The 20,504-nt window shown below is 67.0% G+C and carries 26 protein-coding genes; 9 read left to right on the top strand and 17 right to left on the bottom strand.

Annotated elements, in window-relative coordinates:
- Positions 1-95 precede the first annotated feature (95 nt).
- From U1769_RS23610 to U1769_RS23625, 4 genes are all read left to right on the top strand, one after another.
- On the top strand, positions 96-467 hold the full coding sequence (locus U1769_RS23610) for a hypothetical protein (protein WP_332720611.1): 372 nt from the start codon (positions 96-98) through the stop codon (positions 465-467).
- A 73-nt stretch (positions 468-540) separates the two neighbouring features.
- Complete coding sequence (locus U1769_RS23615) at positions 541-1,095, top strand: hypothetical protein (RefSeq protein ID WP_332720612.1); 555 nt, start codon at positions 541-543, stop codon at positions 1,093-1,095.
- A 48-nt stretch (positions 1,096-1,143) separates the two neighbouring features.
- Entirely contained in the window at positions 1,144-2,217 is a 1,074-nt protein-coding gene (locus U1769_RS23620; RefSeq protein ID WP_332720613.1) for a suppressor of fused domain protein, read from the top strand.
- Positions 2,218-2,307: 90 nt separating this feature from the next.
- A complete protein-coding gene (locus U1769_RS23625) occupies positions 2,308-2,847 on the top strand; it encodes a hypothetical protein (protein ID WP_332720614.1) in 540 nt (179 codons plus the stop codon).
- A gap of 20 nt (positions 2,848-2,867) precedes the next feature.
- Here the strand turns inward: U1769_RS23625 and U1769_RS23630 are convergent, their stop codons facing one another.
- The 6 genes from U1769_RS23630 to U1769_RS23655 all read right to left on the bottom strand — a co-directional run bounded on the left by U1769_RS23630 (position 2,868) and on the right by U1769_RS23655 (position 7,046).
- Positions 2,868-3,941 (bottom strand): Ca2+-dependent phosphoinositide-specific phospholipase C, encoded by a 1,074-nt coding sequence (locus tag U1769_RS23630; RefSeq protein ID WP_332720615.1) that lies wholly within the window; start codon positions 3,939-3,941, stop codon positions 2,868-2,870.
- Entirely contained in the window at positions 3,938-4,324 is a 387-nt protein-coding gene (locus U1769_RS23635; RefSeq protein WP_332720616.1) for a hypothetical protein, read from the bottom strand. Before U1769_RS23635 ends, U1769_RS23630 begins: the two co-directional genes overlap by 4 nt.
- Before the next feature lie 87 nt (positions 4,325-4,411).
- Entirely contained in the window at positions 4,412-4,942 is a 531-nt protein-coding gene (locus U1769_RS23640; RefSeq protein WP_332720617.1) for a hypothetical protein, read from the bottom strand.
- Between the two features lie 117 nt (positions 4,943-5,059).
- Positions 5,060-5,461 (bottom strand): hypothetical protein, encoded by a 402-nt coding sequence (locus U1769_RS23645; protein ID WP_332720618.1) that lies wholly within the window; start codon positions 5,459-5,461, stop codon positions 5,060-5,062.
- A gap of 9 nt (positions 5,462-5,470) precedes the next feature.
- Positions 5,471-6,307 (bottom strand): TIGR02587 family membrane protein, encoded by an 837-nt coding sequence (locus tag U1769_RS23650; RefSeq protein WP_332720619.1) that lies wholly within the window; start codon positions 6,305-6,307, stop codon positions 5,471-5,473.
- A 124-nt stretch (positions 6,308-6,431) separates the two neighbouring features.
- Positions 6,432-7,046, bottom strand: coding sequence for a DUF4126 domain-containing protein (locus U1769_RS23655; RefSeq protein ID WP_332720693.1), 615 nt, complete (start codon positions 7,044-7,046; stop codon positions 6,432-6,434).
- 110 nt (positions 7,047-7,156) lie between these two features.
- Here U1769_RS23655 and U1769_RS23660 point away from each other — a divergent pair, with 110 nt between their 5' ends.
- The 3 genes from U1769_RS23660 (at position 7,157) to hslU (ending at position 9,625) form a co-directional block, all read left to right on the top strand.
- Entirely contained in the window at positions 7,157-7,579 is a 423-nt protein-coding gene (locus U1769_RS23660; protein ID WP_332720620.1) for a glycine zipper 2TM domain-containing protein, read from the top strand.
- Between the two features lie 91 nt (positions 7,580-7,670).
- A complete protein-coding gene (gene hslV / locus U1769_RS23665) occupies positions 7,671-8,225 on the top strand; it encodes an ATP-dependent protease subunit HslV (RefSeq protein WP_332720621.1) in 555 nt (184 codons plus the stop codon).
- 104 nt (positions 8,226-8,329) lie between these two features.
- The gene (gene hslU, locus U1769_RS23670) at positions 8,330-9,625 is read left to right on the top strand and encodes an ATP-dependent protease ATPase subunit HslU (RefSeq protein WP_332720622.1); all 1,296 of its coding nucleotides are present in this window, start codon (positions 8,330-8,332) and stop codon (positions 9,623-9,625) included.
- A gap of 4 nt (positions 9,626-9,629) precedes the next feature.
- Here hslU and U1769_RS23675 read toward each other — a convergent pair whose 3' ends face one another.
- The 8 genes from U1769_RS23675 to U1769_RS23710 all read right to left on the bottom strand — a co-directional run bounded on the left by U1769_RS23675 (position 9,630) and on the right by U1769_RS23710 (position 16,288).
- Positions 9,630-10,043, bottom strand: coding sequence for a hypothetical protein (locus U1769_RS23675; RefSeq protein WP_332720623.1), 414 nt, complete (start codon positions 10,041-10,043; stop codon positions 9,630-9,632).
- A 39-nt stretch (positions 10,044-10,082) separates the two neighbouring features.
- Positions 10,083-10,817, bottom strand: coding sequence for a hydroxyacylglutathione hydrolase (gene gloB, locus U1769_RS23680; protein WP_332720624.1), 735 nt, complete (start codon positions 10,815-10,817; stop codon positions 10,083-10,085).
- Positions 10,814-11,872, bottom strand: a complete 1,059-nt coding sequence (locus U1769_RS23685; RefSeq protein ID WP_332720625.1) for an NAD(P)H-dependent flavin oxidoreductase — start codon at positions 11,870-11,872, stop codon at positions 10,814-10,816. Before U1769_RS23685 ends, gloB begins: the two co-directional genes overlap by 4 nt.
- Before the next feature lies 1 nt (position 11,873).
- Complete coding sequence (locus U1769_RS23690; RefSeq protein ID WP_332720626.1) at positions 11,874-12,290, bottom strand: VOC family protein; 417 nt, start codon at positions 12,288-12,290, stop codon at positions 11,874-11,876.
- A 71-nt stretch (positions 12,291-12,361) separates the two neighbouring features.
- A complete protein-coding gene (locus tag U1769_RS23695; RefSeq protein WP_332720627.1) occupies positions 12,362-13,144 on the bottom strand; it encodes a tetratricopeptide repeat protein in 783 nt (260 codons plus the stop codon).
- Positions 13,141-13,875 carry an alpha/beta hydrolase gene (locus U1769_RS23700; RefSeq protein ID WP_332720628.1) on the bottom strand — a complete coding sequence of 245 codons (735 nt, stop codon included), beginning with the start codon at positions 13,873-13,875 and terminating at the stop codon, positions 13,141-13,143. The genes U1769_RS23695 and U1769_RS23700 overlap by 4 nt, the downstream gene beginning before the upstream one ends.
- Before the next feature lie 216 nt (positions 13,876-14,091).
- A complete protein-coding gene (locus tag U1769_RS23705; protein WP_332720629.1) occupies positions 14,092-15,207 on the bottom strand; it encodes a M48 family metallopeptidase in 1,116 nt (371 codons plus the stop codon).
- Positions 15,182-16,288, bottom strand: coding sequence for a YjgN family protein (locus tag U1769_RS23710; protein WP_332720630.1), 1,107 nt, complete (start codon positions 16,286-16,288; stop codon positions 15,182-15,184). The genes U1769_RS23705 and U1769_RS23710 overlap by 26 nt, the downstream gene beginning before the upstream one ends.
- A 198-nt stretch (positions 16,289-16,486) precedes the next feature.
- Here U1769_RS23710 and U1769_RS23715 point away from each other — a divergent pair, with 198 nt between their 5' ends.
- Positions 16,487-16,855, top strand: a complete 369-nt coding sequence (locus tag U1769_RS23715) for a YciI family protein (protein WP_332720631.1) — start codon at positions 16,487-16,489, stop codon at positions 16,853-16,855.
- Positions 16,856-17,361: 506 nt separating this feature from the next.
- On the opposite strand, the gene U1769_RS23720 is transcribed toward U1769_RS23715, so the two are convergent.
- Positions 17,362-17,946 (bottom strand): TetR/AcrR family transcriptional regulator, encoded by a 585-nt coding sequence (locus U1769_RS23720; RefSeq protein ID WP_332720632.1) that lies wholly within the window; start codon positions 17,944-17,946, stop codon positions 17,362-17,364.
- Positions 17,947-18,048: 102 nt separating this feature from the next.
- Between U1769_RS23720 and U1769_RS23725 the strand changes: the two genes are divergently transcribed.
- Positions 18,049-18,432: a DUF4267 domain-containing protein gene (locus U1769_RS23725; protein ID WP_332720633.1), complete on the top strand. Its 384-nt coding sequence runs from the start codon at positions 18,049-18,051 to the stop codon at positions 18,430-18,432.
- A 33-nt stretch (positions 18,433-18,465) separates the two neighbouring features.
- Here U1769_RS23725 and U1769_RS23730 read toward each other — a convergent pair whose 3' ends face one another.
- Together U1769_RS23730 and U1769_RS23735 are read right to left on the bottom strand one after the other, a co-directional pair.
- Positions 18,466-19,242 carry a helix-turn-helix transcriptional regulator gene (locus U1769_RS23730; protein ID WP_332720634.1) on the bottom strand — a complete coding sequence of 259 codons (777 nt, stop codon included), beginning with the start codon at positions 19,240-19,242 and terminating at the stop codon, positions 18,466-18,468.
- A gap of 25 nt (positions 19,243-19,267) precedes the next feature.
- Entirely contained in the window at positions 19,268-20,467 is a 1,200-nt protein-coding gene (locus U1769_RS23735; protein WP_332720635.1) for an MFS transporter, read from the bottom strand.
- Positions 20,468-20,504 lie beyond the last annotated feature (37 nt).

Genomic DNA, 20,504 nt, shown 5'->3' on the forward strand with positions numbered 1-20,504 from the left:
TCAATAACCGTACGAAAATCCAGTGTTCCCGTGTACGGAAATCCACCTTGCCCCGCCGCCCCCGGACGGCGCAGGGAAGGGGCAGGAGGATCATGATGGCCGGAGGATTCGTCACTGCATTGTCGCTCGTGCCCTGGGGCACGCTGCTCGACCGCGCGCCCGCCATCTACGAGGCCGCGTCGAAGCTGGTCCTGAACCTGCGCCGCAGCCGGGAGGAGCTGAGCGAGGAGGTCGCCGCGGCCGGCTCCGAAGCGCCGACCGTCCGCCACCTCGCCGCCCGCGTCGAGGAGCTCGAACGCTCGCTGCTGACCCTCAACGCCCAACTCGGCGAGGCCGGTGCGCTGATCCGCGAACTGGCCGAAACCAACCGCGCGCTCGCCCGGCGGACGCTGTTCCTGCGCCATTGCCTGGTCGCGGTCGGAGTGCTCGCTGCGCTTGCTTTGCTCCTCGCCCTGTACGAGGCCTGACCGACCCGCAAAAAGCATCGCACCGGCCCCGGCCATGGCTATCCCGCCGCGCGCCGTCCCGCTACGGTGGCGCATGAAGAAAGCGGCGATCGTTATCGGCTCCCGGGGCCGCCTGGGTGCGGCCTTCGTGGCGCGCCTCCTGGGCGATGGTTTTGCGGTCCAGGGCGTCGATCTCGGCGATCCCCGCCACCGCGATCCGGCCCCCGGCGAACGCCCCTATTTCTTCGATTGCGCCTACCAGCACGGCGATCCCGTCCGCCATGTCGAACGGGTTACGGGGCATTTCGAGAACTGGCGTCGGTATGAGGCGATCTTCGTGCCCTCCTCGCTGTGGATCGGCCCGGACAGCGCCTATGGCCGCGCCAAGCTCGCGATCGAGCGCCTCGCCCTCCACTACACCGCGCAGGGCGCCCGCGTGGTGACGGATCGCATCGGCTATTTCCCCGGCGACGGCGTCGATCCCGATCCGACCGAGCCGATGTACGCCCACCGCGTCACCGGCGACGTGCTCTACGCCCGGGTGATGGCCCGGATGCGCCCCGCCGCCGACCCCGCCCGGCTGCGCCCCCTGAGCGCCGCCGTCTTGTCGCCGGCCCGGCACGATCTGCTCGGCGCGACGGAACTTTAGGATCGTCGGCGGGTCTGGCTGGAGGGGCAGTGGCGACTGGAAACGACCATGAGCAGTGAAGATCAGGCGGCCGACGATGCCGCGCCCGGCTGGGACGCCATAACAGCCGCGACCGACCGGCTCTATCCTGGGCAGGAGCCCCGGCATGTCGGCACGCTCGTGCCCTGGGCGCTGGGCGGCCCAGATCCGCTGACCGGCATCAGCGCATGGCACCGCACCGATCCGGTGCCGCACTGGCATTATGTCACCTATGGCTTTTCGGAACTGTACGAGAAGGAATCGGACGATCCTGACATCAGCGGCTACGGCTTCGAACTGACCTTCCGCCTCGCCTGCGATCCGCTGGCCGAGGAACCGCCCGCCTGGGTGTACAACATGCTCCAGAACATCGCCCGCTACGTCTTCAAGACCGGCAATGTGTTCGACGACGGGCAATGGATGAACGCCAATGGCCCGATTGCGAGGGACGATCCCACCTTGCTCGAATCGGTCGGCTTCCTGTTCGATCCGGAACTGCCGGCGATCGATACGCCCAACGGCCGGCTCGCTTTCCTCCAGCTGGTGGGGCTGACCGTCGATGAGGAGCGCGCCGCCAAGCAATGGAGCACGCGCAAGCTGCTCGAGGCGCTGCTGCCGGCCATGCCGCTCTGGGTGACTGATCTGGCCCGCCCGTCGCTGCTCGATCGCCCTGAGATCGCGGCTGCCGTGCGGGAAGGGACGGCGCGGGACGGTTCCTCGACTGGCCTGCTCTACACCGACATGCTGACCTGGACGCGGGAGAAGCGCTTCCTCCGCCCCACGCTGACCGTCGTCGAGATCGGCGCCGCGCAGATCGAGGGCCTGGTCGGCCTGCTGGTGCTCCGCCTCCCGTTCGGCAAGCCGCTGCGCATGATCGGCGGCACGGCGCGTCTCGCCTTCGAGCCCGGCACAGCCGATCTGGTGGAGGAAGCCGATGGCGAACTGCGCGTGCAGCTGACGCCCGCCACCCTCGACGCGCTCATCCGGACGCTTCAGCCAAAGGCCGGCAGCTATACCGTTCCAGGCCTCGATGCGGTCCGCTGGGACGTGCGGCAAAGCACCATAACTGACGGTGCCGGCAAGGTGGTCAAGACGATCGGATAGCTGGTCCTTTCCCGCCAGACTTCGACTATCCGCTCGCGCGGCGCGCGCTGGCGGCGTAAACGAGTCGCCCGGGAGTATCCTCGAATCAAGGTGGATACGATGTTTCTGATGGTGATGGCGGCGGCAGCGGCGGTTCCGGGGACCGGCGGGGCGATGGCGGCGGCTTATGACACTCTGTGCACTGGACGAGACGATTCGCCCGTGGCGGTCCTCGCATTGGCCGATCGCGCCGGCTGGCGCAGCGCCGGGCCGGGCATGCCGGAGGCGTTCGATCCAGCCTTCGATCGCTTCACCATCGCCGGCGATGCGACACTCAAGCTCGACGTGCGCGAGACGATCGTCCGCGACGAGCGCCTCGCCAGCTGCGGCATCTCGACCCAGGTCCCGGAGCCCGCGCTCGTCGCTGACGTCCAGGCCATGCTCGGCTTCGCGCCGGCGCTCAACCTGGCGACATCGGCGACCTTCTTTGCGCTGCGTGAAGACGGCCGCTGGCGGGACGCCAAGGCCGTGAGCCAGGCCGAATTCGCCGCTGCCAAGGCCGCCGGCAAATTCTACAGCATCGTCGCGGCCGGCACGGAGAAGACGGCAACCCTCGTCTCCCTCCGCATCCGCCCCGCCGCCGGGGGCTGACGCCGGCGCGCTGTCCTCGTCTAGTTGCCGCGCTCGATATCGCCGGCCGGGCACGCCGCAGCGCGGCGAACGGGGTTGCATTGGGCGGTCGCGCCGTTCGGCAAGCGCACCTGATATCCTCCGGCGAAGCGTGGGTCCGGCCAAAGATAGTCGGTCGAGACATAGTGCGCGCCGCTGGCCAGCGCCGCCGCACGCCGCTGCGGATCATTGGCCCGCGCTTCCCTGGTGTCGGCATCGGCGCGCGTGCGCACCAGATATCCGGCCGCGACATCACGCGCGATCCGTGCGCCGTCGGCGATCGGGTCGTTGAGCGTGAGATAGGCAGCGGCGGGGGAATCCTCGTCGGTGTTGATGAAGAACAACCGGCCTTCGAGCGATCGCCGGTTCCCGCGATAGGCCGCCACCTTGGCCGGGCTCTCGTCGAGCGCGAACAGGAACCGCCCGCGCGCTGCGTCGAGTGTCGGCCAGTTGTTCGCCAGCACTGCCGTGCGCAAATCGGGATAGGCGCCCTGCACATCGTCCGGCACGATCAGCTTTTGGGGCGGCATCACTGACCGGATCTCGGCGTCGAGCGCATCCCACGCGGCGGCGTCGAACGGCCGCGCGTCGATCCCGCCGCGCGCCGCGTACTGCTCGTCCTTGGCGTTGAACAGCAGCAGGATCGGCACATGCCCCGGATGCGCGTCGGACCAGCGCCGGATGATCGTCAGGCACTCGGTCAGCAGCACGCAGCTGCTGGCATTGTCGATCGCCGGGATGTGCAGCACCTTGAATCCCGGCCGCAACAGCGCCGGATCGTTCGATCCCTTCGCATAATATCCGCCATCGGGATCGTAGTTCACGTCGATCTCGAGCTGCCGCGCGCCCGCATCGAGTTGCTCGGTCAGCGGCCGGTGCGCATAGTCGAGCGAGTCGGCGATTGCCGTGCTCAGCGCGCGCAACGTCGCCATCGTCGCGGCCGGCATGGCCTGCTTGTAGCTGTTGTGCGTGCCGACGGCGACGATGTCGTTCGCCTTCAGCGGCGCCGGCCGGGCAGCGGGGGCCTCAGGCGGGGAGGCGGCGGCCGAAAGCAGCGCGATCAGCGGCAGGATCATAGCCAGCGCAGCGCCGCCTCGGCGGTGTCGTCAGGCCGCGTATTGAAGGCGATTCGCGTGCCTGGTGCGTCGCGCGCGACCAGATTGACCAGCCGTTCGAACAGCAACAGATGCTGGGGATCGTTGCGCACGCCCGCGCCGAACACGACCACGTCGTATTGCTTCGCGGCCAGTGCCGCCGCCATCACGGCTTCGGCCGTCTCGCCAAGGTCGATCATGCACAGATCGGTCCCATGGCCGTGCGTGGCGAGCGCCGCCTTGTCGCGGGCCAGCCCGTCACGGATCACTGCGGCGTTCAGCCAAGGCTTTTCCAGGAAGAACGGCTCGGTGAAATCTATCACTGCCGGATCGATCCCCACCACCAGGACCTGCTTTCCGCCCATCCTCGCTTCTCCGCCCGATAGACCGCGATTTCCGGTCGATCGGGCGGATTTGTCAAGCGGTCAGGTCCGGACGGAGATGCCCGAAGATCACCGACAACCGCGCGCGCGCTTCAGCCCGCGCAGGAAGCCGCGCCGCGCGATGCCCGCATTGGTCGCCGCTTCCAGGCGCCGTTCGGCCGGGGCCGCGCCGCTCACTTCGCGCACCAGCCCGCGGAACGGGATCAGCGAGTTCACCACCGCGGCGCCGCCGGCCTTGGCGATGTTGGTCTTCTTGGCCTGGGGTGACGCCGTGAAATCGGGGCCGAGAACGCCGTTGAGCGCAGTGATGCCCGATGTGAGCTGCCGGCAATTGGCGGTGCCATATGTGCCATACGGATCCTGGCTCACTTCGACCAGCAGCGGCGGGATCTTGGTCCGTTCGATGCCGACGTCGCGCACTGGCTGCGATACGACTTCCCTGGCGTCGTCGCCGGTGGTGTCCCGCTTCTTCGTCTGCTCCTTGTCGTCGCGCCGATCACGGCCGCTGTCCTGCGCCAGCAGCGCGCTCGTCGGCACCACGGCCAGCAAGGCGCCAGCGGCCAGGATATGCCAGGCATTTTTCCCGTTACGAATCGTCATGGTGTTCACCTTGGGTTGTGCCGCTTCGCATCGCTGGCGGCAGTTGGGTAAGTGGTACTCCAGGCGCGCCACGGCGTCGCCCTCCGAGTGAGAATGTCCCGATGGGCGGTTGCCCGCTCATGGCGTCTGGTATCCGAGCGCGCGCACCTCGAGCGAGGCCGTGCGCGGATCCTTGCTGAAGAACAGCCCGCCCCTGGTCGCGCCCTTGCCGGGCACGTAATCTACCGTTGCGCTGCTCGTCTCGATTTCGGCGCCGCCAGCCTTCAGCACACCTTCGATCGTCACTGCGGCGGCGGTGCCGTCCCGCTGGTTCCGTGCCTCGAACGCCACGACATATCCCGAAGCGGCCGGCTCGATCCGCAGCACCGCGACTTCGATCGCGGGCAACTCGGCCGCTTCGCCGCTGATCGCCTCGCGGCCGATCACCGCGAGCAGGAACAGCAGCAACAGCAAGCCGATGCCCGCCGCGACCCATTCGAGCGGGGGCGTGTCGACCGTCCGGGGCGTCTTGTTGGCCACCATCGTCCCCTAGATCACCAGCCGGGCGATGGCCGCGCCGATCGCCGCGGGAAAGCCGAGCACCACGATCGTCGTCGCGATCGCGCCAAGATCGCCGGCGTCGCACCGGCCGAACGTCCACAGCGTGTAAAAACTGACCAGCAGCGCGACGGCATAGCCCGGCACGGTGTAGATCAGGAATCGCCGGTCGAAGCCGTAGCCCTCGGGCGCCTGATCTTCCCCGGCAAAGCCCACCGAGAACACCAGCGCGTGCAGCAGCGCAAGCGAGGCGGCGATCAGGGCGAGGCTGTGCCACGGCGTCATCTTGAAGCCGATCAGGATCATTTCCTCGGTCGGCGCGACGTTGAAGGCTATGAACAGCGCGCCAGCCATCATCAGGAACAATTGCCCGGCATAGCCGGCGGCACGCGCTTCATGCTCCTCGTCCGGTTCGGTCTCGCCGCCGTTCAGCTGCTTGCGCGCGATCATCGCGCCGAAGCTGGCGGGCACGCTCTGGATCGCGATCATGCCGGCGATCTCGTCGAGCGGCGTGCCGGGCGCGAGGACGCCGAACAGCGCCAGCACGGCGGCCGACGCCACGATGCCGACGGCATAGGCGGCCAGCGCGTCGAGCACGTCCTCGATCAGGCTCGCCGTGCGTTCGAACCCGCCGAAACGGGAGAGGATGACCAGCACGCCGAAGTTCAGCACCAGGAACAGCAGCAGCCGCGCGGGATGGGTATAGAGGCCGAGCGACCACATCTCCATCGTCATCAGCAGCGGCAGGCCGAACAGGATCGCCCCGCCAAAGGCGCGTGCCAGCCCGAGCGCATAATCGCGATTGGGGGTGGCGGCAGCAGCGGGCATCGTGTCCTTTCGGTAATGGTCGGGATGAAGCCCGCTAAACGGGCGCACGGCCCACCTGTTCCGGCGCATCGCAGGGAAGGGGCACTGCGCGGTATCGCTGGCGCGTGCCTGCCGCGATCCGGGGCTAATTGGTGGGGGGTGGCGGGGCCGTGCGCCGGGCTTTCCCGGTCATCCGGCGCAGCAGGCGCCGTAGCATCAGCAACGCTGCGACCGCGCCGGCCGCCAGCAGCACCGCGATGCCGATCGCGACGACCGGATTGGCGAGCGCGACGACCAACAGCCCGCCGGTCGCGACGTCCTCGGTGGTGGAGACGATCACATTGCTCACTGGCTCTGGGCTGGCATTCACCACCGCGCGGGTGCCGGCCTTTGCGCTGTGGGTGAGCAGGGCGGCACTGCCGCCGAGCAGCAAAGCGATCACCTGCCAGGCCTGATTGTCCGGATCGACGATCGCCAGCGCGAGAAGCGCGCCGCCGAACGGCCGGACGAGCGTGTGCACCGCGTCCCACGCGCTGTCGATCCACATCACCTTGTCCGCCAGGAACTCGGCAAGCGCTGCGATCCCGGCCACGCCGATCACCCAGGGATTGGCCAGGACGTCGAGCTGATGGAGATGTTCGGGCAGGGCGATCCAGCCGGTATGCATCGCGATCCCGGTCGCGAACACGCACAGATACAGCCGCCAGCCCGCGAGCAGGCTCACGCTCGCCGCCACGCCCAGGATCTCGGCCACGCCCATCGGGGGGAGGATCACATGCCTGGCCTGCGCGCGCAACCACGGTGCATTCCCGCAATGCAACCATATCGCGACGGACCGCGTTACGGAAACACAACGACAGGGAGAGTGTGATGCGTATCAAGAAACTTGGCCTGCTGGCCGCCGCAGCCGTTGGTGCGAGCCTCGTCGCGGGCTGTTCGAGCTATGGCGACAGTGGGGTCGACCCGCGCTACCGCAGCTACCGCCAGTACGATTATAACCGCCCCGATCCGCAATATAACGGCTATTATGCAGACCGTTATTATCGCGATTCACCGAACTATCGCGAGCGTCGCCTGTCGCGCAACGACCGGGTCTATCGCGGCCAGGACGGCCGGTACTATTGCCGCCGCTCGGATGGTACGACTGGCCTGATTGTCGGCGCTGCGGTTGGCGGCGTGCTCGGCAACCTCATCGCGCCGGGCGATTCCCGGACGCTCGGCACGATCCTCGGTGCCGTTGGCGGCGGTGCTGCCGGCGCCGCGATCGACTCCAAGAACACGCGCTGCCGCTAAGGATACCGTCCGGGCGCGGTCAGCCGCGCCCGGACCAACTCCCGCTAACCAGCGGATTGCGCACCCGGCCATGCCATCCCATATGCCGCCCATGAGCGGTAACGACACAACGTGGCACGGCACGACAATTCTCTCCGTGCGCAAGAATGGACGAGTCATCGTCGCCGGAGACGGCCAGGTGACTCAGGGCCAGACAGTCATGAAGCCCAATGCGAAGAAGGTCCGGCGCCTCGGCGACGGATCGGTGATCGGCGGTTTCGCCGGCGCGACGGCTGACGCCTTCACCCTGTTCGAGCGGCTCGAGCGCAAACTCGAACAGCATCACGGCCAGCTGCTGCGCGCAGCGGTCGAGCTCGCCAAGGACTGGCGCACCGACAAGTATCTGCGCAACCTCGAGGCGATGATGATCGTCGCCGACAAGGACGTGACGCTGATCCTCACCGGCAATGGCGACGTGCTCGAGCCGGAGGCCGGCATCGCCGCGATCGGATCGGGCGGCAATTATGCCCTCGCCGCGGCGCGCGCGCTGGTGGATTACGAGGAGGACGCCGAGAAGATCTGCCGCAAGGCAATGGCGATCGCGGCCGAGGTCTGCGTCTACACCAACGACCGGCTGACCGTCGAAGGCCTGGATACTGCCTCTTAACTCCGTCCCGATTGCGGGAAGGCATCCATGAACGACAACGCAGGCGGTGAGCGCGAGCCCACCCCCGACCCCTCCCGCAAGCGGGAGGGGAGATAGAAGAGAAAATGAACGACGCACTTACCCCCAAAGCCATCGTCGCAGCGCTCGACGAGCACATCATCGGCCAGATGGACGCCAAGCGCGCCGTCGCGGTCGCGATGCGCAATCGCTGGCGCCGCCAGCAGCTCGGCAGCGATCTGCGCGACGAGGTTACCCCCAAGAACATCCTGATGATCGGCCCGACCGGCTGCGGCAAGACCGAGATCAGCCGCCGTCTGGCCAAGCTGGCCGACGCGCCCTTCGTGAAGGTCGAGGCGACCAAGTTCACTGAGGTCGGCTATGTCGGCCGCGACGTCGAGCAGATCGCCCGCGACCTGGTCGAGGAAGCGATCCGGCTCGAGAAGGAGCGGCGCCGCGTCGCGGTGAAGGACAAGGCCGAGGAAGCCGCGATGGCCCGGCTGCTCGACGCGCTGACCGGCAAGGGCGCCAGCGAGGCGACGCGAGAGGCGTTCCGCCAGCGCTTCCGCGACGGTCATCTCGACACCACCGAGATCGAGATCGAGCTGGAGGCGCAGGCCCAGATGCCGTTCGAGATCCCCGGCGGCGGCGCGCAGATGATCAATCTCGGCGAGATGATGGGCAAGGCGTTCGGCGGCGGCCAGATGAAGCGCCGCAAGATCACCGTGCCCGGTGCCTGGGAGAAGCTGGTCGAGGAAGAAGCCGACAAGCGGCTCGACCAGGATGAGGTCAGCCGCATCGCGCTCGCGGATGCCGAGGCGAACGGCATCGTGTTCCTCGACGAGATCGACAAGATCGCAGTCAGCGACGTGCGCGGCGGTTCGGTGAGCCGGGAAGGCGTGCAGCGCGATCTGCTGCCGCTGATCGAGGGCACCACGGTCGCGACCAAATATGGGCCGATGAAGACCGACCATATCCTGTTCATCGCATCGGGCGCGTTCCACGTCGCCAAGCCGAGCGACCTGCTGCCCGAGCTGCAGGGCCGCCTGCCGATCCGCGTCGAGCTGAAGGCGCTGACCGAGGATGATTTCGTCGCGATCCTGTCCGACACCAAGGCGTCGCTCACACAGCAATATGTCGCGCTGATCGGTACCGAGGGCGTGACGGTGACGTTCACCGACGACGGCATCCGCGCCGTCGCGAAGATTGCTGCCGAAGTGAATGGCGAGATCGAGAATATCGGTGCGCGCCGTCTGCAGACGGTGATGGAGAAGCTGCTCGAGGAAGTCAGCTTCGACGCCGAGGACCGCGCCGGGCAGACGTTGGTGGTCGATGCCGCCTATGTCGACAAGCAGCTCGCCGCCATCGCCCGCAACACCGATCTGTCGCGGTTCGTGCTCTGATCGGTCAGTTTCGCGCCCGTGTGTAGGGCGTGAAACTGCCGAACAGGCAATAGGCCGACGGGATTGTGGCGCCGGGCTCGGTGACGCGGAACCGGTCGTTGCGGCACAGCTGGCTGCCATAGACCTCGACGATCAGGATCGATCCCGGGCGCAGCGACGGGCAGCTGCCCCGGATGTCGTTGCGCCATACCGTCCGGCCGGTCTGGCTGTACAGGATGGTGCGGCTGTCGATGATCTGCGCGTTGCGCGTCTGATCGTTCGACAGGCAAGATACCGGCTTTCCCGCGACGCGGCCGGCCAGGGCGGTGGCAAGATCGCTCTCGGCCTTCGCGTGCTCGCGGGCGATCCGTTCCGGGGATTGGGCACAGCTGCCAAGCAGCAGCACGGCAAAGACGGCAGGCGCGATCCAGCGTGACATGGTCGATCCTCTCTCTTCCCCCATTGCCCTTATAGCGGATCAGCCGCGAAAAGCATCCTTGGCCGCGCGCCGCTCGCCCAGTTCGGCCGCCGAGCCAGCGCGCAGGAAGGGGTTGGTGGCCAGTTCCTCGGCAATCGTCGTCGGCACAGTCGCCACACCGTGCGCGCGGTTTGAATCGACTGCCTTCATCCGTTCGCGCGTTGCTTCATTGTCCGGATCCGCCACCAGCGCGAAGCGGCCGTTCGACTGCGTATATTCATGCGCGCAATAGACGATCGTTTCCGGGGGCAGGGCCGCGAGCCGTTGCATGTTGGCAAACATCTGTGCCGCGTCGCCCTCGAACAGCCGGCCGCAGCCCATCGCGAACAATGTGTCGCCGGTGAAGACGATTGCGTCGCCAGCGAGGTGGAAGGTGATGTGTCCGGCGGTATGGCCGGGCGTCTCCAATATCGTCGCGACATGGTCGCCAAGCTTCACGCTATCGCCTTCGGCCAGTTCGACATCAAGCGTCGGGATCTTCGCTGCCTCGGCGGCCGGGCCGGAGACGAGCGCGCCGGTCGCTTCCTTGATCGCGGCGTTGCCGCCGGTGTGATCGGGGTGCCAATGGGTGTTCCAGATCTGTCCGATCCGCCAGCCGCGCCGGTCGGCCTCGGCCAGCACCGGCGCTGCCTCGGCCGGATCGATGACCGTCGTCTGATCGGACACCGGATCATGGACCAGCCAGATATAATTGTCGCTCAGCGCAGGAATCCGGACGATCTCGAGGTCAGTCATACAAGGCTCCCGGAGGAAAGGGCGGCAGCGCCAAGCCGCTCGGTCAGGACGGCGGCGGGTTCGACGCGGGCGAGCGCGACGCCCTGGCCCGCCCAGAGCGGCGAGAAGTCGCCGCGGCCCTGATGTTCGGCCTGGGCGCGCAGCGGGGCCAGCGCGGCGCTGGCATAAGGGAAGGGTGGGGCAGCATCGCTCACCGCGCCGAGCGTATCGATCAGGCGATTGCGCAGGCCGCGGGCGAGACCGCCGGTGAACAGGTTGGTGAACACGCTGTCGTCAGCCGTCGCGTCTTCGAGACGGCGCTGGTGGACCGCGTTCGGCCGTGCCTCGGGCGTGCGGAGATAGGCCGTGCCGACCTGCACCGCGGCGGCGCCCAGCGCCATCGCCGCCGCCACGCCGCGCGGATCGGCGATGCCGCCCGCGGCGACCACCGGCACATGGATCGCATCGACGATCTGCGGGACCAACGCGAGCAGCCCGACCGGACGATGCCCGGCGAGGAAATGGCCGGCATGGCCGCCAGCCTCGAACCCCTGGGCGATCACCGCATCGCAGCCGCGCTCCGCCAGATACCGTGCCTCGGCGACATTGGTGGCGCAGCCGAACACCAGCGCGCCGGTCGCCTTCACCCGATCGAGCAGGTCTTCGTCGGGCAGGCCGAAATGGAAGCTGACGATCTCCGGCAGGACGGTGCCGACCGCGTCGGCCATGGACGCGTCGAACGGCCGGCGCAGTGGCGGGGCGCCGGACGGCGGCTCCACGCCCTCAGCGGCGTAGAAGGGCGCGAGCGCGGCGCGCCAGGCGGTCTCGTCGGGCGCCGCGCCGAGCCTGTGGCAGAAGAAGTTCAGGTTGAGCGGCCCATCGGACGCCGAGCGAACCGTCGCTGCCTGGGCGACCACGGCGTCCGCATCGAGCACCGCGCAAGGCAGCGACCCGACCGCGCCGGCGTCCATCGCGGCGATCGCGAGCTCGGTCCCGCCGAAATTGGCCATCGGCGCCTGCACCACGGGCAGGCGCGCGCCGGTCATCGTCAGGAACGCGCGCGTCGCCGCGCCCATCCTACCAGACGCCCGTGTTCGGCATCGACGCCCAGGGCTCTGCCGGCGGGAGATGGCCGTCCTGGAGCAGCTCGATCGAGATGTTGTCGGGGGTGCGCACGAACGCCATGTGACCATCGCGCGGGGGGCGGTTGATCGTCACGCCTGCATCCATCAGCCGCTGGCAGGTCTCGTAGATATTGTCGACGCGGTAGGCGAGGTGGCCGAAATTGCGCCCGCCGTCATACTCCTCCGGATCCCAGTTATGGGTCAACTCGACCTCGGCTTTGCCCTCTTCGCCCGGCGCGGCCAGGAAGATCAGCGTGAAGCGGCCCTGCTGGCTTTCCATCCGCCGCACCTCGTTGAGCCCGAGCAGCTTGAAGAAGCGGACCGTTGCGTCCGGATCGGTGACGCGGATCATGGTGTGGAGATATTTCATTGGCGGGCCTCCTTGATCCGGGCGAGATAGGCGCGCGGGAAGCGGGTTGCCAGCCCTCACCAGAACGCTCGCTATGGTTTCGTCGGGACGGAAGGCGTCGCCGGGGCATCGAACTGGCGCAGAGCGTTGCGCGCGTTGCGGGCTGCGTCGCTTTCCGGCCTGAGTCGGACCGCGGCGTTCCACGCTGTCTTCGCCCCGGCTTCGTCGCCGGCCAGCGCGGCGATATTGCCGGCTTCGAGCTGGACCGAGGCGTCGTCGCCGGCGAGGCGGATCGCCTCGGCAATGTCCTTCTTCGCGCGGGGCAGCTCATCCATGCGCCGGGCGAGCGTGGCCGACAGCAGCCAGGCGAGCGGATCGGCCGCGGCATCGACGAGCGCGCGATCGAGATCGATGCGCGCCGCGGCCAGCTTGCCGCCGGCGACGAGGGCACGGGCCCGATCGAGATTGGCTTCGCCGCGCTGCACGCCCTCGAGTGTGCCCGCGGCCAGCGCAGCATTCAGCGCGCCGAGCGCCTTCGAGGCGTCACCGCCGGCGAGCCAGGCATTGCCTGCCTGAGCCCAATAGGTCGCGGCGCGCCGATCCCGCGCCACTTCGGCGCCGCGCGCCGCTGCCTCGAATTCGGCGGCGCCGGCGGTCCACCGCGTCTGGTTGGCATAGGTGATGCCGAGGCACTGGTGCGCCAGGAAGCCGCCGCCGTCGCGCTGCCAGCGCCCGGCCTCGTCCTCGGCCGCGCGCGGATCGCTGGTGGCGAGATCGACGCAGCGATCGAACCGCTCCTCGGTCGGGGCGGGAGGGCCGGCTACCGGGCCCGATGCGGGGACGGCCTGGGCGGCAAGCAAAAACAACAGGATCATAAGCGCTGGATCACATCCTCGACCGCCCGGACGAGCAGCGCGATATCGGCATCGCGCGACAGACGGTGGTCGCCGTCCTTGACGAGCCATGTCTGCACGTCGGCTGAACGCAACAGTTCGGCAAGCTGGACGGTGCGATGCCACGGCACGTCGGGATCGGCCTGGCCCTGCAACAACCGTACCGGCACGTCGATCGCGATCGTGCCGGACATCAGCCGGTTGGCCTCGCCCGATTGCCAGAAGCGCGACGTGAAGATCGTCGGCTGGTCCGAATAGGGGGATGGGCGCTCGATCCGGCCCTGCTGGAGCAGCGCGAGCTTCTCGTCGGTGGTGAAACCCCAATCAGTGAAATCGGGTGCGGGCGCGATACCGACCAGGCCGACGATCCGATCCGGCCGGTCGCGCGCGACGAGCAGCATCAGCCACCCGCCCATCGAGGAGCCGACCAGCACGACCGGTCCGGTGACAGCGCGGTCGATCATCTCCAGCACATCGTCGCGCCAGCCGGCCAGGGTCTGATCCTCGAAGGCGCCTTCGCTCTGCCCGCAGCCGCCATAGTCGAAGCGCAGGAACGACCGGCCCTGCGCCTTCGCCCAGGCTTCGAGCGCGAGCGCCTTGCTGCCCGTCATGTCCGAGGCATAGCCGGGCAGGAAGACGATCGTCGGCCCCGTGCCCTCGGTCAGATGATAGGCCAGCGCGGGGCGGGCAGCGGTCGGTGCGGGATCGGTCATGCCATGCCCTTATACCGGCTGCCGTGCGTGGTGGAGATGAAACTCATGATCGGGGCATAGCGCCGGCACGGCAATGATTGAATCGAGTGACGCGGGCCTCTCCGCACAGGGAGATATGGGACACCGGGATGTCCCATATCTCTTGTTTCAAGCATTCAAATTAAAACCATGAATTTCAATGTTTTATAATAAAATTCCAGCAGCGGCGCCAGGCCGTCAGAAACGAAACCCGCTCTCCGTCTTCCGATCCGGATCAGCCGAACAGATCGATCGCAGGCTTGCCCATTCCCCCGCTGTCAGGACCGGCGTGAAATCGGTGCGTCCCTTCGCCGCGGCGGTGAACTGAGCTGCGCGGTCGCTCGACATCGGATGGCTCGAGAAATAGTTGAGCATCTTCGCCGCGCCTTTGACATCGGTCTGGCCCGACAGCCGGCGAAAGAACTGCGCGGTCGCCAGCGGCGACACCCTGGCCTTGCCCATGCTTTCCCGCGCGAAATCGTCGGCGCGCTGCTCGGCGCCCCGCGAATAGGTCGCCGACAACAAGGTGTTGGTATAGCCACCGATATTGCCGTCCAGCCCGCCAAGGATCACGCTGAGGCCAAGCTGGCGCAGCAGCGATTCCATCACGTCGCGGTGCTCGACATGGCCGATCTCGTGCGCGAGCACGCCGGCCACTTCGTCGGCCGACGCCGCTTTCTCGATCAGCTCGTCGAAGATCACGATCTTGCCGCCGGGCAGGGTGACCGCATTGACGATCGGCATATGCACGACGCGCACCTCGATCGGGCGGTCGCCCGGATCGATCCGGCGCACCATCCTGGTCAGCGCGGCGAGGCCCGCCGGCGTGGTGCACGCCCGGTTGCCCAGATCGCCGACCATCAGATCGCCCAGCCGCTGCTCGACCGACGGCGGCACCATGCGGGCGACCGCGGCCGGGCTGCGCAGCACCAGGAAGACGGTGAGCGCGGCAAGCACCGCGAAGACGGCTACCGATCGCCACAGGCCGAACCGGTCGATCAGGCGGCCATAGCGCACCGCGCCGGGCAGGTGCGCAGCGATGTCCGCCGGCACGCCGCCGGCAAAGCCGATGCGCCAGCCCGGCCGATGCTTCAGCCCGAAGATCGCATCGCCGTCGATCGCGTCGCGCGCGACGAGATCGGCAAAGGTGAACGGCCCCCACACCCGATCCCGTTCGGTCAGCCGGAAGCTGGAGCCTTCGGTCTCGAACAAGGGCTGATAGCGCAGGCCGCTCTCGCCGTCATAATGCCAAACGCGAACCGGGTCCGCGCCAGCCTCGATCGGCTCGTCAGAAGGCTCCGATGTCGAATGCATCCAGCAATCCTTCGCCCTGGCCGGGCTGTTTGGTGGTCGACTGGGTGAAGTCGTCCAGGCTGACCTCGCCATAGGCGTTCGCATGCCGGACGAAGAAGATCCAGTTGCGATAGCCGACAAAGATCTGGCCGATGCCGAGTGTGAGCACGACCAGTGCGAAATTGCCGAGGAACAGCTTGATCCAGTCCCAGGTGCGCGCGTTGAAATCGAATTCGAGCCCGCCGAGCGACAGCTTGCCCACCACCTCGCGGAAATAGGCGGCGTAATAGATCATCGCGATTACGCCGAGCACGATGAAGAAACCCAGATAGAGAAGCGCGCCAATGACGAACAGCATCACCGGCAGCGATTGCGGCGGTCCAGCCTCGCCCGAGCCCATGCCGGTCATGCCGGCGAACATGCCGATCATGACGGCGGCGATGCCCGCGACGAACAGGATGACCGGGGCGAGATAGAAGAGCAGGAATTTGAGGAAGATCGAATCCGGATGCGCATTCGACTCGAACTCGTGCGGGCCAAAGCTCATCTGATTCCAGCGCTCGTTCCACAGGCTGGTCATCGACCAGGGGATCAGCAGGCCCAGCGCGAGCGACCCGGCCAGCGTCCGCCACAGATAGGACCAGCCAAAGGCGAAGCCTTGGGCGTTCGATCCGCCGCGGATGCCGTGCCAGTAGGTGCGGCTGAGCCGGTAGCGTAGGGCGCGGAAGATCGCGACGCCCGCGAGATACACAAGGAAGAGATAGAGGCAGAGGCCAAGCAGCGCCGCGGCGCCCGGATGATCGCGGAGCAGCAGGCCCTGCAGCAACAGGTTCAGCGCGGCGAAGGGGATGAAGAACAATATGATCGCCAGCATATAGCCGATGAACAGTTCCAGGCCGGTGCCCATCCATTCGAGCCGGTCGTCGATGAAGCGGGTGCGGCTCCACAGATATTTCCGCTCGCGGGTGCGCGCCCAGAAAATATAGATGCCGAGCGTCACGATGCTGAGCAGCAGGTTGCTGAAGGCGATCGGGGCGAATTCGCGCCAGTCCCCGGTGAACTCGAACGCGCCGGCGCGCTTCGACTCGATATCGTGATCCATGAAATCCCCCTGTCCCGAGTGGAGCGCAGCCGCGGATGAGGGTCAAGCCGGAAAGTCAGACGGTTAGGCATCCGCCACCTTGCAGGAGTCCAGTTGCGGCACGCGCGAAAAAATTTGCGCGGCGGTGTCGATTCCCGCGAAACCCGTTCGTCGTTCCAATGCAGGCCAGAGAGGCCGGCTCCAGCCAGGAGACAGACGATGCGGGTGATGGTGTTGGTGAAGGCGACCGAGGACAGCGAGAAGGGTTTCGATCCCTCGCCCTGGGCGACGGAGATGATGGCGGCGATGGGCAGGTTCAACGACGAGCTGAGCGCGGCCGGCATCCTGCTCGCCGCCGACGGCCTCAAGCCGACCTCCGAGGCAAAGCGCGTCGCGTTCGACGGGCCTGGCCGCTCCGTCATCGATGGGCCCTTCGCCGAGACGCGTGAGCTGGTCGCGGGCTTCTGGCTGTGGGAGGTGAAGGACATGGACGAAGCGCTTGCCTGGGTGAAGCGCTGCCCCAATCCGATGCCCGGGCCGAGCGAGATCGAGATCCGGCCGCTGTACGAGATGGCCGACCTGCCATGAGGCCGTGAGGGTGGGAGTAGCGAAGGTGCGTGCTGGCCATAATCGGCAGCCCCGGTGCCGGCACGGCGATACAGTAACGGCCGTGAACCGGTGTTGGAGAATGTGGCGATCTGCGCGATCCTTCCGAGTAATCGCCGATTTATGTCACCCGCTTGCGAGAGGCGCGTTTTGAAGCTTTTCTTGAAGCCTGTGAGGCCATTATTGGAGGATGGCATTTTCATGCTGCCGGCAATCTATAGATGCATCTAGAAAGCGCCGCACTTTTCTTGTAGATTTATTTACATATTCTTGCAGACTTATGTCAATGGCATGGTATTTTCTTCGGCAATAGCCTGAGGCCGATTTCCCGTGCATCGTGCGCACTCCCGTCGAGCCCCGTCATGGGGCGTCGGGAGATTTCAGCATGGATGCGGATCGGGTTGAATCGGCCGGGCCGCTGGGCGGGGGCTATTCAGGGCGCGGGCGCGCTATCCCGACCGCGTTCGCCTTGTATGCCGCCAGGCGCGCTATCCGCGCTCATCGCCGCGTACGACGATCTGGCGTACCAGCAGGTCGAGGCGCGCCTGCTGGCCATCCGGCGGGACGCGGCCGCCACGGGTGAGAACCGCCAGGCCGTGCAGCGCGGCCCAGGTGACCTCCGCCCGCAGATCGGGGTGCGCGTCGAAGGGCCGGAGCGCGTCGGCCAGTTCGGCGAAGGCCGCCCTCAGGGCCGGCGGCGTATCTTCGCTGGCGAAGGTCACGTCGATCGGCAGCACGAACATGGCCTGGTAGAGCGCCGGCTGCTCCGCGGCGAAGGCCAGATAGGCGCTGCAGACCGCCCGCAAGGCCGGCCTGGGCGCATCGCCGGCCGACCTTGCCTGGCGTAGCTGGGCGGCGAGCTCGCCGAAGCCCTCGATCGCGACGGCGCGCACGATCGCGTCCTTGCCGTCGAAATGGCTGTAAAGCACCGGCTGGCTATACTCCACCAGGTCGGCCAGGCGACGCGTGGTAACTGCTTCCCACCCCTCGGCTTCGGCGAGATTGCGCGCCGTGGCGATGATCAGCGCGTGGCGATCGGCGCGTTCGCGGCGGCGTCTTTCGGTGATGGACATACCCCTGTTTCACCCACGCTCGAAAATCTGTCAACGCTAGAATATATCATTGACATGTTTTCTAGCGTTGATAGATAAATGGTGTCCAAGGGAGACACCAGCATGTCCACTATCATTGCTTCCATCGTGGCCGGCGCGATCGGCATCGGCATCATCTTCATCGGCGCCCGCTTCCTGCTGGCGCCGACGACAGCCGCGGCCGGGTTCGGCGTTGCGGCGGCAGAAGGAGCCCGAGCCCGGGACGCCTATACCTGGCTCCATACGAAGGGGGTGCGCGACATCGCTTCGGGGATCTTCATCCTGATCCTGCTCGCCAACCAGGCGCCGCATCCGCTCGGCGCCTTCATGGTCGCCGCCAGCCTCATTCCCGTCGGCGACATGGTGATCGTGCTGCGCAGCGGCGGGACGCGCGCGGCCGCTTATGGCATCCACGGTACGACCGCGGCGGTCGCGCTGGCCGCGGGACTGGTGCTGCTGCTGGCGTGAGCGCGCTTCAGTGCAGGCCTTTGGCGGCCCTGCTCAGTGCGAGACGAGCGCGCACAGTTCGTGAACGCTGGTGATCCCCAATCGCTGATAGCTGCGCTTGCGATAGGTCATCACGCTCGTCTTCGCGATGCCGAGGTCGAGCGCGGTCGCCTCGACCGACATGCCGACCGTGGCGCGGGCGCACACTTCGCTTTCTCGCCGGGTAAGATTGGGGAAAAGATGGTGCAGCCGCCGCTCGACATGTTGAGCGCTGGGCAATCGGGCTATCGAACGCCGGCGGTTGAGCGGCAACATCGGTAGCGCGAGGCGAGCAAGCCCGAGGAGCGCATCGAGTTCTCCGTCGCTGAAAAGCCCGGTCGAGCGGTGCCGCGAGACGTTGATGACTCGCCACGCATTGGGCCCGCGCTGGATGATCGAAACGCGTTCGACGATCCCGGCCTGATCGAAGAAGCGTCGGCGAAAATCGTCGGAACTGATGTCCGCCGGGCGGATGCGCTGGATCGCGATGTCGCTGACGCACGGGGCCGCGCTGTAAGCGTCGCATACCGGATCGATGTTGTGATAATGCTGGCTATAGGCCGGCAGCATTGCCTCCAGCCGCGGTTCGCAGAAGAAATATTGCAGGTCGCTATTCTCTCGACCCGTCGCTTCGAAGAGATAGATCCTGCGGGCGCCGCCCGTAACCGTCATCACGGCATCGTGAATCGCCGCGCCGAACTGCTCGGTTCCCGCGGTTTCCAGCAGGCGTTCGTAGATCGCCCCCATCGAGACGGGAGCACGCCACTCCTCGATCTTGCGGAGATAAGACACTCAGCTCTCCAAGCGACTCTGGGGCTTATGGCCCTTCAGCAGCAATTCCGGGTCCCTTGAACACGTTCATGGCCAGCAAGGCAACTGCAGCCACCACTGCCGGCACTGCAAAGGAGGCAAGGATCGTCGTTTCCGCGATACCGGCCTTGAGCTGAGACCCGATCAGCACCGGCGCAGCCACGGTCCCGATGCGACCGACGCTTTTTGCCCACCCGATGCCGGTGGATCGCAGCCGGTGCGGATAGAAGCTGGCCAGGATGACGTTCACCCCGGCATAGGCACCCAGCGCGAAGAAGCCGCACAGCGCCAGCATCGCCTGCAGCACATAGGCTGACGACCGACCCATGATCTGCCCTGTCGCCAAAAACAGCACGGCCGACATCAGCATGAACGCGACGATCACCCGCTGCGCGCCATAGCGATCGACCAGCAGCCCGACACAAAGGGCGGCGACAATGCCGCCGAACGAGAAAATCGACAGAGCCATCGCCGCAAACGCTGAATCATGGCCCAGGCGGACCAGGAGCACTGGCAGCCATGAGCTCAGGCAGTAGCTGATCGTGAGCATCGATATGAACACCAGCCACAGCATCAAGGTGCCGAGGCGATACCGCGGCGACAGAAGACTGAGCGGATTCGGGCCCGGTTCGTGAGATGCATCGGGCTGCGTCTCCTCGGTCGAGGCGGCTTGATCGCCTACATTGCGCAGGAATATGAGCGCCACGACCGAACTCGCCAGGCACACTATGCCGATAGCGGCCATCGCGACGCGCCACCCGCCCAGCCCGACGAACGTGACCGCCACCATGCCGGCCATCGCCGCGCCGAGCCCATAGCCGGTCAACAGCCCCGTGATGGCCAGCCCGCGGCGCCGATCCGGCGTCGCAGCGGTGACCATTGCGAGGCAACTCGGCAGGCAGCCGCCGAGCAGGACGCCCGTCAGCAAGCGCATCCAGAACAGGTCCGATGCGCTGCCGGCCAGGCCAGTGGCCGCCTGGGCGGCGCCAAAGCCGGCAAGGGTCAGGCCCACCGTCCACCGGTCGCCGAACCGCGCGGCCACCGGCGGAAAGGCGATGAGGCCGATGCACTGGCCGATCAGGTTGGCCGAGAAGATGGGGCCGAGATCGGTGCTGTCGATCCGGAGCGCGGGCGCGAATTCCGGCGCGAGCGGGCCCATGATCGTATGGACCAGCCCGTCGAGGAAATAGACCAGGGCGCACGTCACGACGATGACGAGCGTCGACGTGGATGCGCCGGGCTGC

This window comes from Parasphingomonas zepuensis (assembly GCF_036663735.1).
In the GTDB taxonomy this organism is placed as follows: Bacteria; Pseudomonadota; Alphaproteobacteria; order Sphingomonadales; family Sphingomonadaceae; genus Sphingomonas.

Excerpts from the sequence above, each read along its gene's own strand:
- hslV (WP_332720621.1), top strand. The coding sequence starts at position 7,671 with ATGAGCGGTAACGACACAACGTGGCACGGCACGACAATTCTCTCCGTG.
- U1769_RS23685 (WP_332720625.1), bottom strand. The coding sequence starts at position 11,872 with ATGGGCGCGGCGACGCGCGCGTTCCTGACGATGACCGGCGCGCGCCTG.
- U1769_RS23635 (WP_332720616.1), bottom strand. The coding sequence starts at position 4,324 with ATGGGCGGAAAGCAGGTCCTGGTGGTGGGGATCGATCCGGCAGTGATA.
- U1769_RS23640 (WP_332720617.1), bottom strand. The coding sequence starts at position 4,942 with ATGACGATTCGTAACGGGAAAAATGCCTGGCATATCCTGGCCGCTGGC.
- U1769_RS23725 (WP_332720633.1), top strand. The coding sequence starts at position 18,049 with ATGTCCACTATCATTGCTTCCATCGTGGCCGGCGCGATCGGCATCGGC.
- U1769_RS23700 (WP_332720628.1), bottom strand. The coding sequence starts at position 13,875 with ATGACCGATCCCGCACCGACCGCTGCCCGCCCCGCGCTGGCCTATCAT.
- U1769_RS23715 (WP_332720631.1), top strand. The coding sequence starts at position 16,487 with ATGCGGGTGATGGTGTTGGTGAAGGCGACCGAGGACAGCGAGAAGGGT.
- U1769_RS23610 (WP_332720611.1), top strand. The coding sequence starts at position 96 with ATGGCCGGAGGATTCGTCACTGCATTGTCGCTCGTGCCCTGGGGCACG.
- U1769_RS23720 (WP_332720632.1), bottom strand. The coding sequence starts at position 17,946 with ATGTCCATCACCGAAAGACGCCGCCGCGAACGCGCCGATCGCCACGCG.
- U1769_RS23690 (WP_332720626.1), bottom strand. The coding sequence starts at position 12,290 with ATGAAATATCTCCACACCATGATCCGCGTCACCGATCCGGACGCAACG.
- U1769_RS23695 (WP_332720627.1), bottom strand. The coding sequence starts at position 13,144 with ATGATCCTGTTGTTTTTGCTTGCCGCCCAGGCCGTCCCCGCATCGGGC.
- U1769_RS23655 (WP_332720693.1), bottom strand. The coding sequence starts at position 7,046 with ATGGGCGTGGCCGAGATCCTGGGCGTGGCGGCGAGCGTGAGCCTGCTC.
- U1769_RS23660 (WP_332720620.1), top strand. The coding sequence starts at position 7,157 with ATGCGTATCAAGAAACTTGGCCTGCTGGCCGCCGCAGCCGTTGGTGCG.
- U1769_RS23620 (WP_332720613.1), top strand. The coding sequence starts at position 1,144 with ATGAGCAGTGAAGATCAGGCGGCCGACGATGCCGCGCCCGGCTGGGAC.
- U1769_RS23630 (WP_332720615.1), bottom strand. The coding sequence starts at position 3,941 with ATGATCCTGCCGCTGATCGCGCTGCTTTCGGCCGCCGCCTCCCCGCCT.
- U1769_RS23615 (WP_332720612.1), top strand. The coding sequence starts at position 541 with ATGAAGAAAGCGGCGATCGTTATCGGCTCCCGGGGCCGCCTGGGTGCG.
- U1769_RS23650 (WP_332720619.1), bottom strand. The coding sequence starts at position 6,307 with ATGCCCGCTGCTGCCGCCACCCCCAATCGCGATTATGCGCTCGGGCTG.
- U1769_RS23675 (WP_332720623.1), bottom strand. The coding sequence starts at position 10,043 with ATGTCACGCTGGATCGCGCCTGCCGTCTTTGCCGTGCTGCTGCTTGGC.
- U1769_RS23710 (WP_332720630.1), bottom strand. The coding sequence starts at position 16,288 with ATGGATCACGATATCGAGTCGAAGCGCGCCGGCGCGTTCGAGTTCACC.
- U1769_RS23705 (WP_332720629.1), bottom strand. The coding sequence starts at position 15,207 with ATGCATTCGACATCGGAGCCTTCTGACGAGCCGATCGAGGCTGGCGCG.
- hslU (WP_332720622.1), top strand. The coding sequence starts at position 8,330 with ATGAACGACGCACTTACCCCCAAAGCCATCGTCGCAGCGCTCGACGAG.
- gloB (WP_332720624.1), bottom strand. The coding sequence starts at position 10,817 with ATGACTGACCTCGAGATCGTCCGGATTCCTGCGCTGAGCGACAATTAT.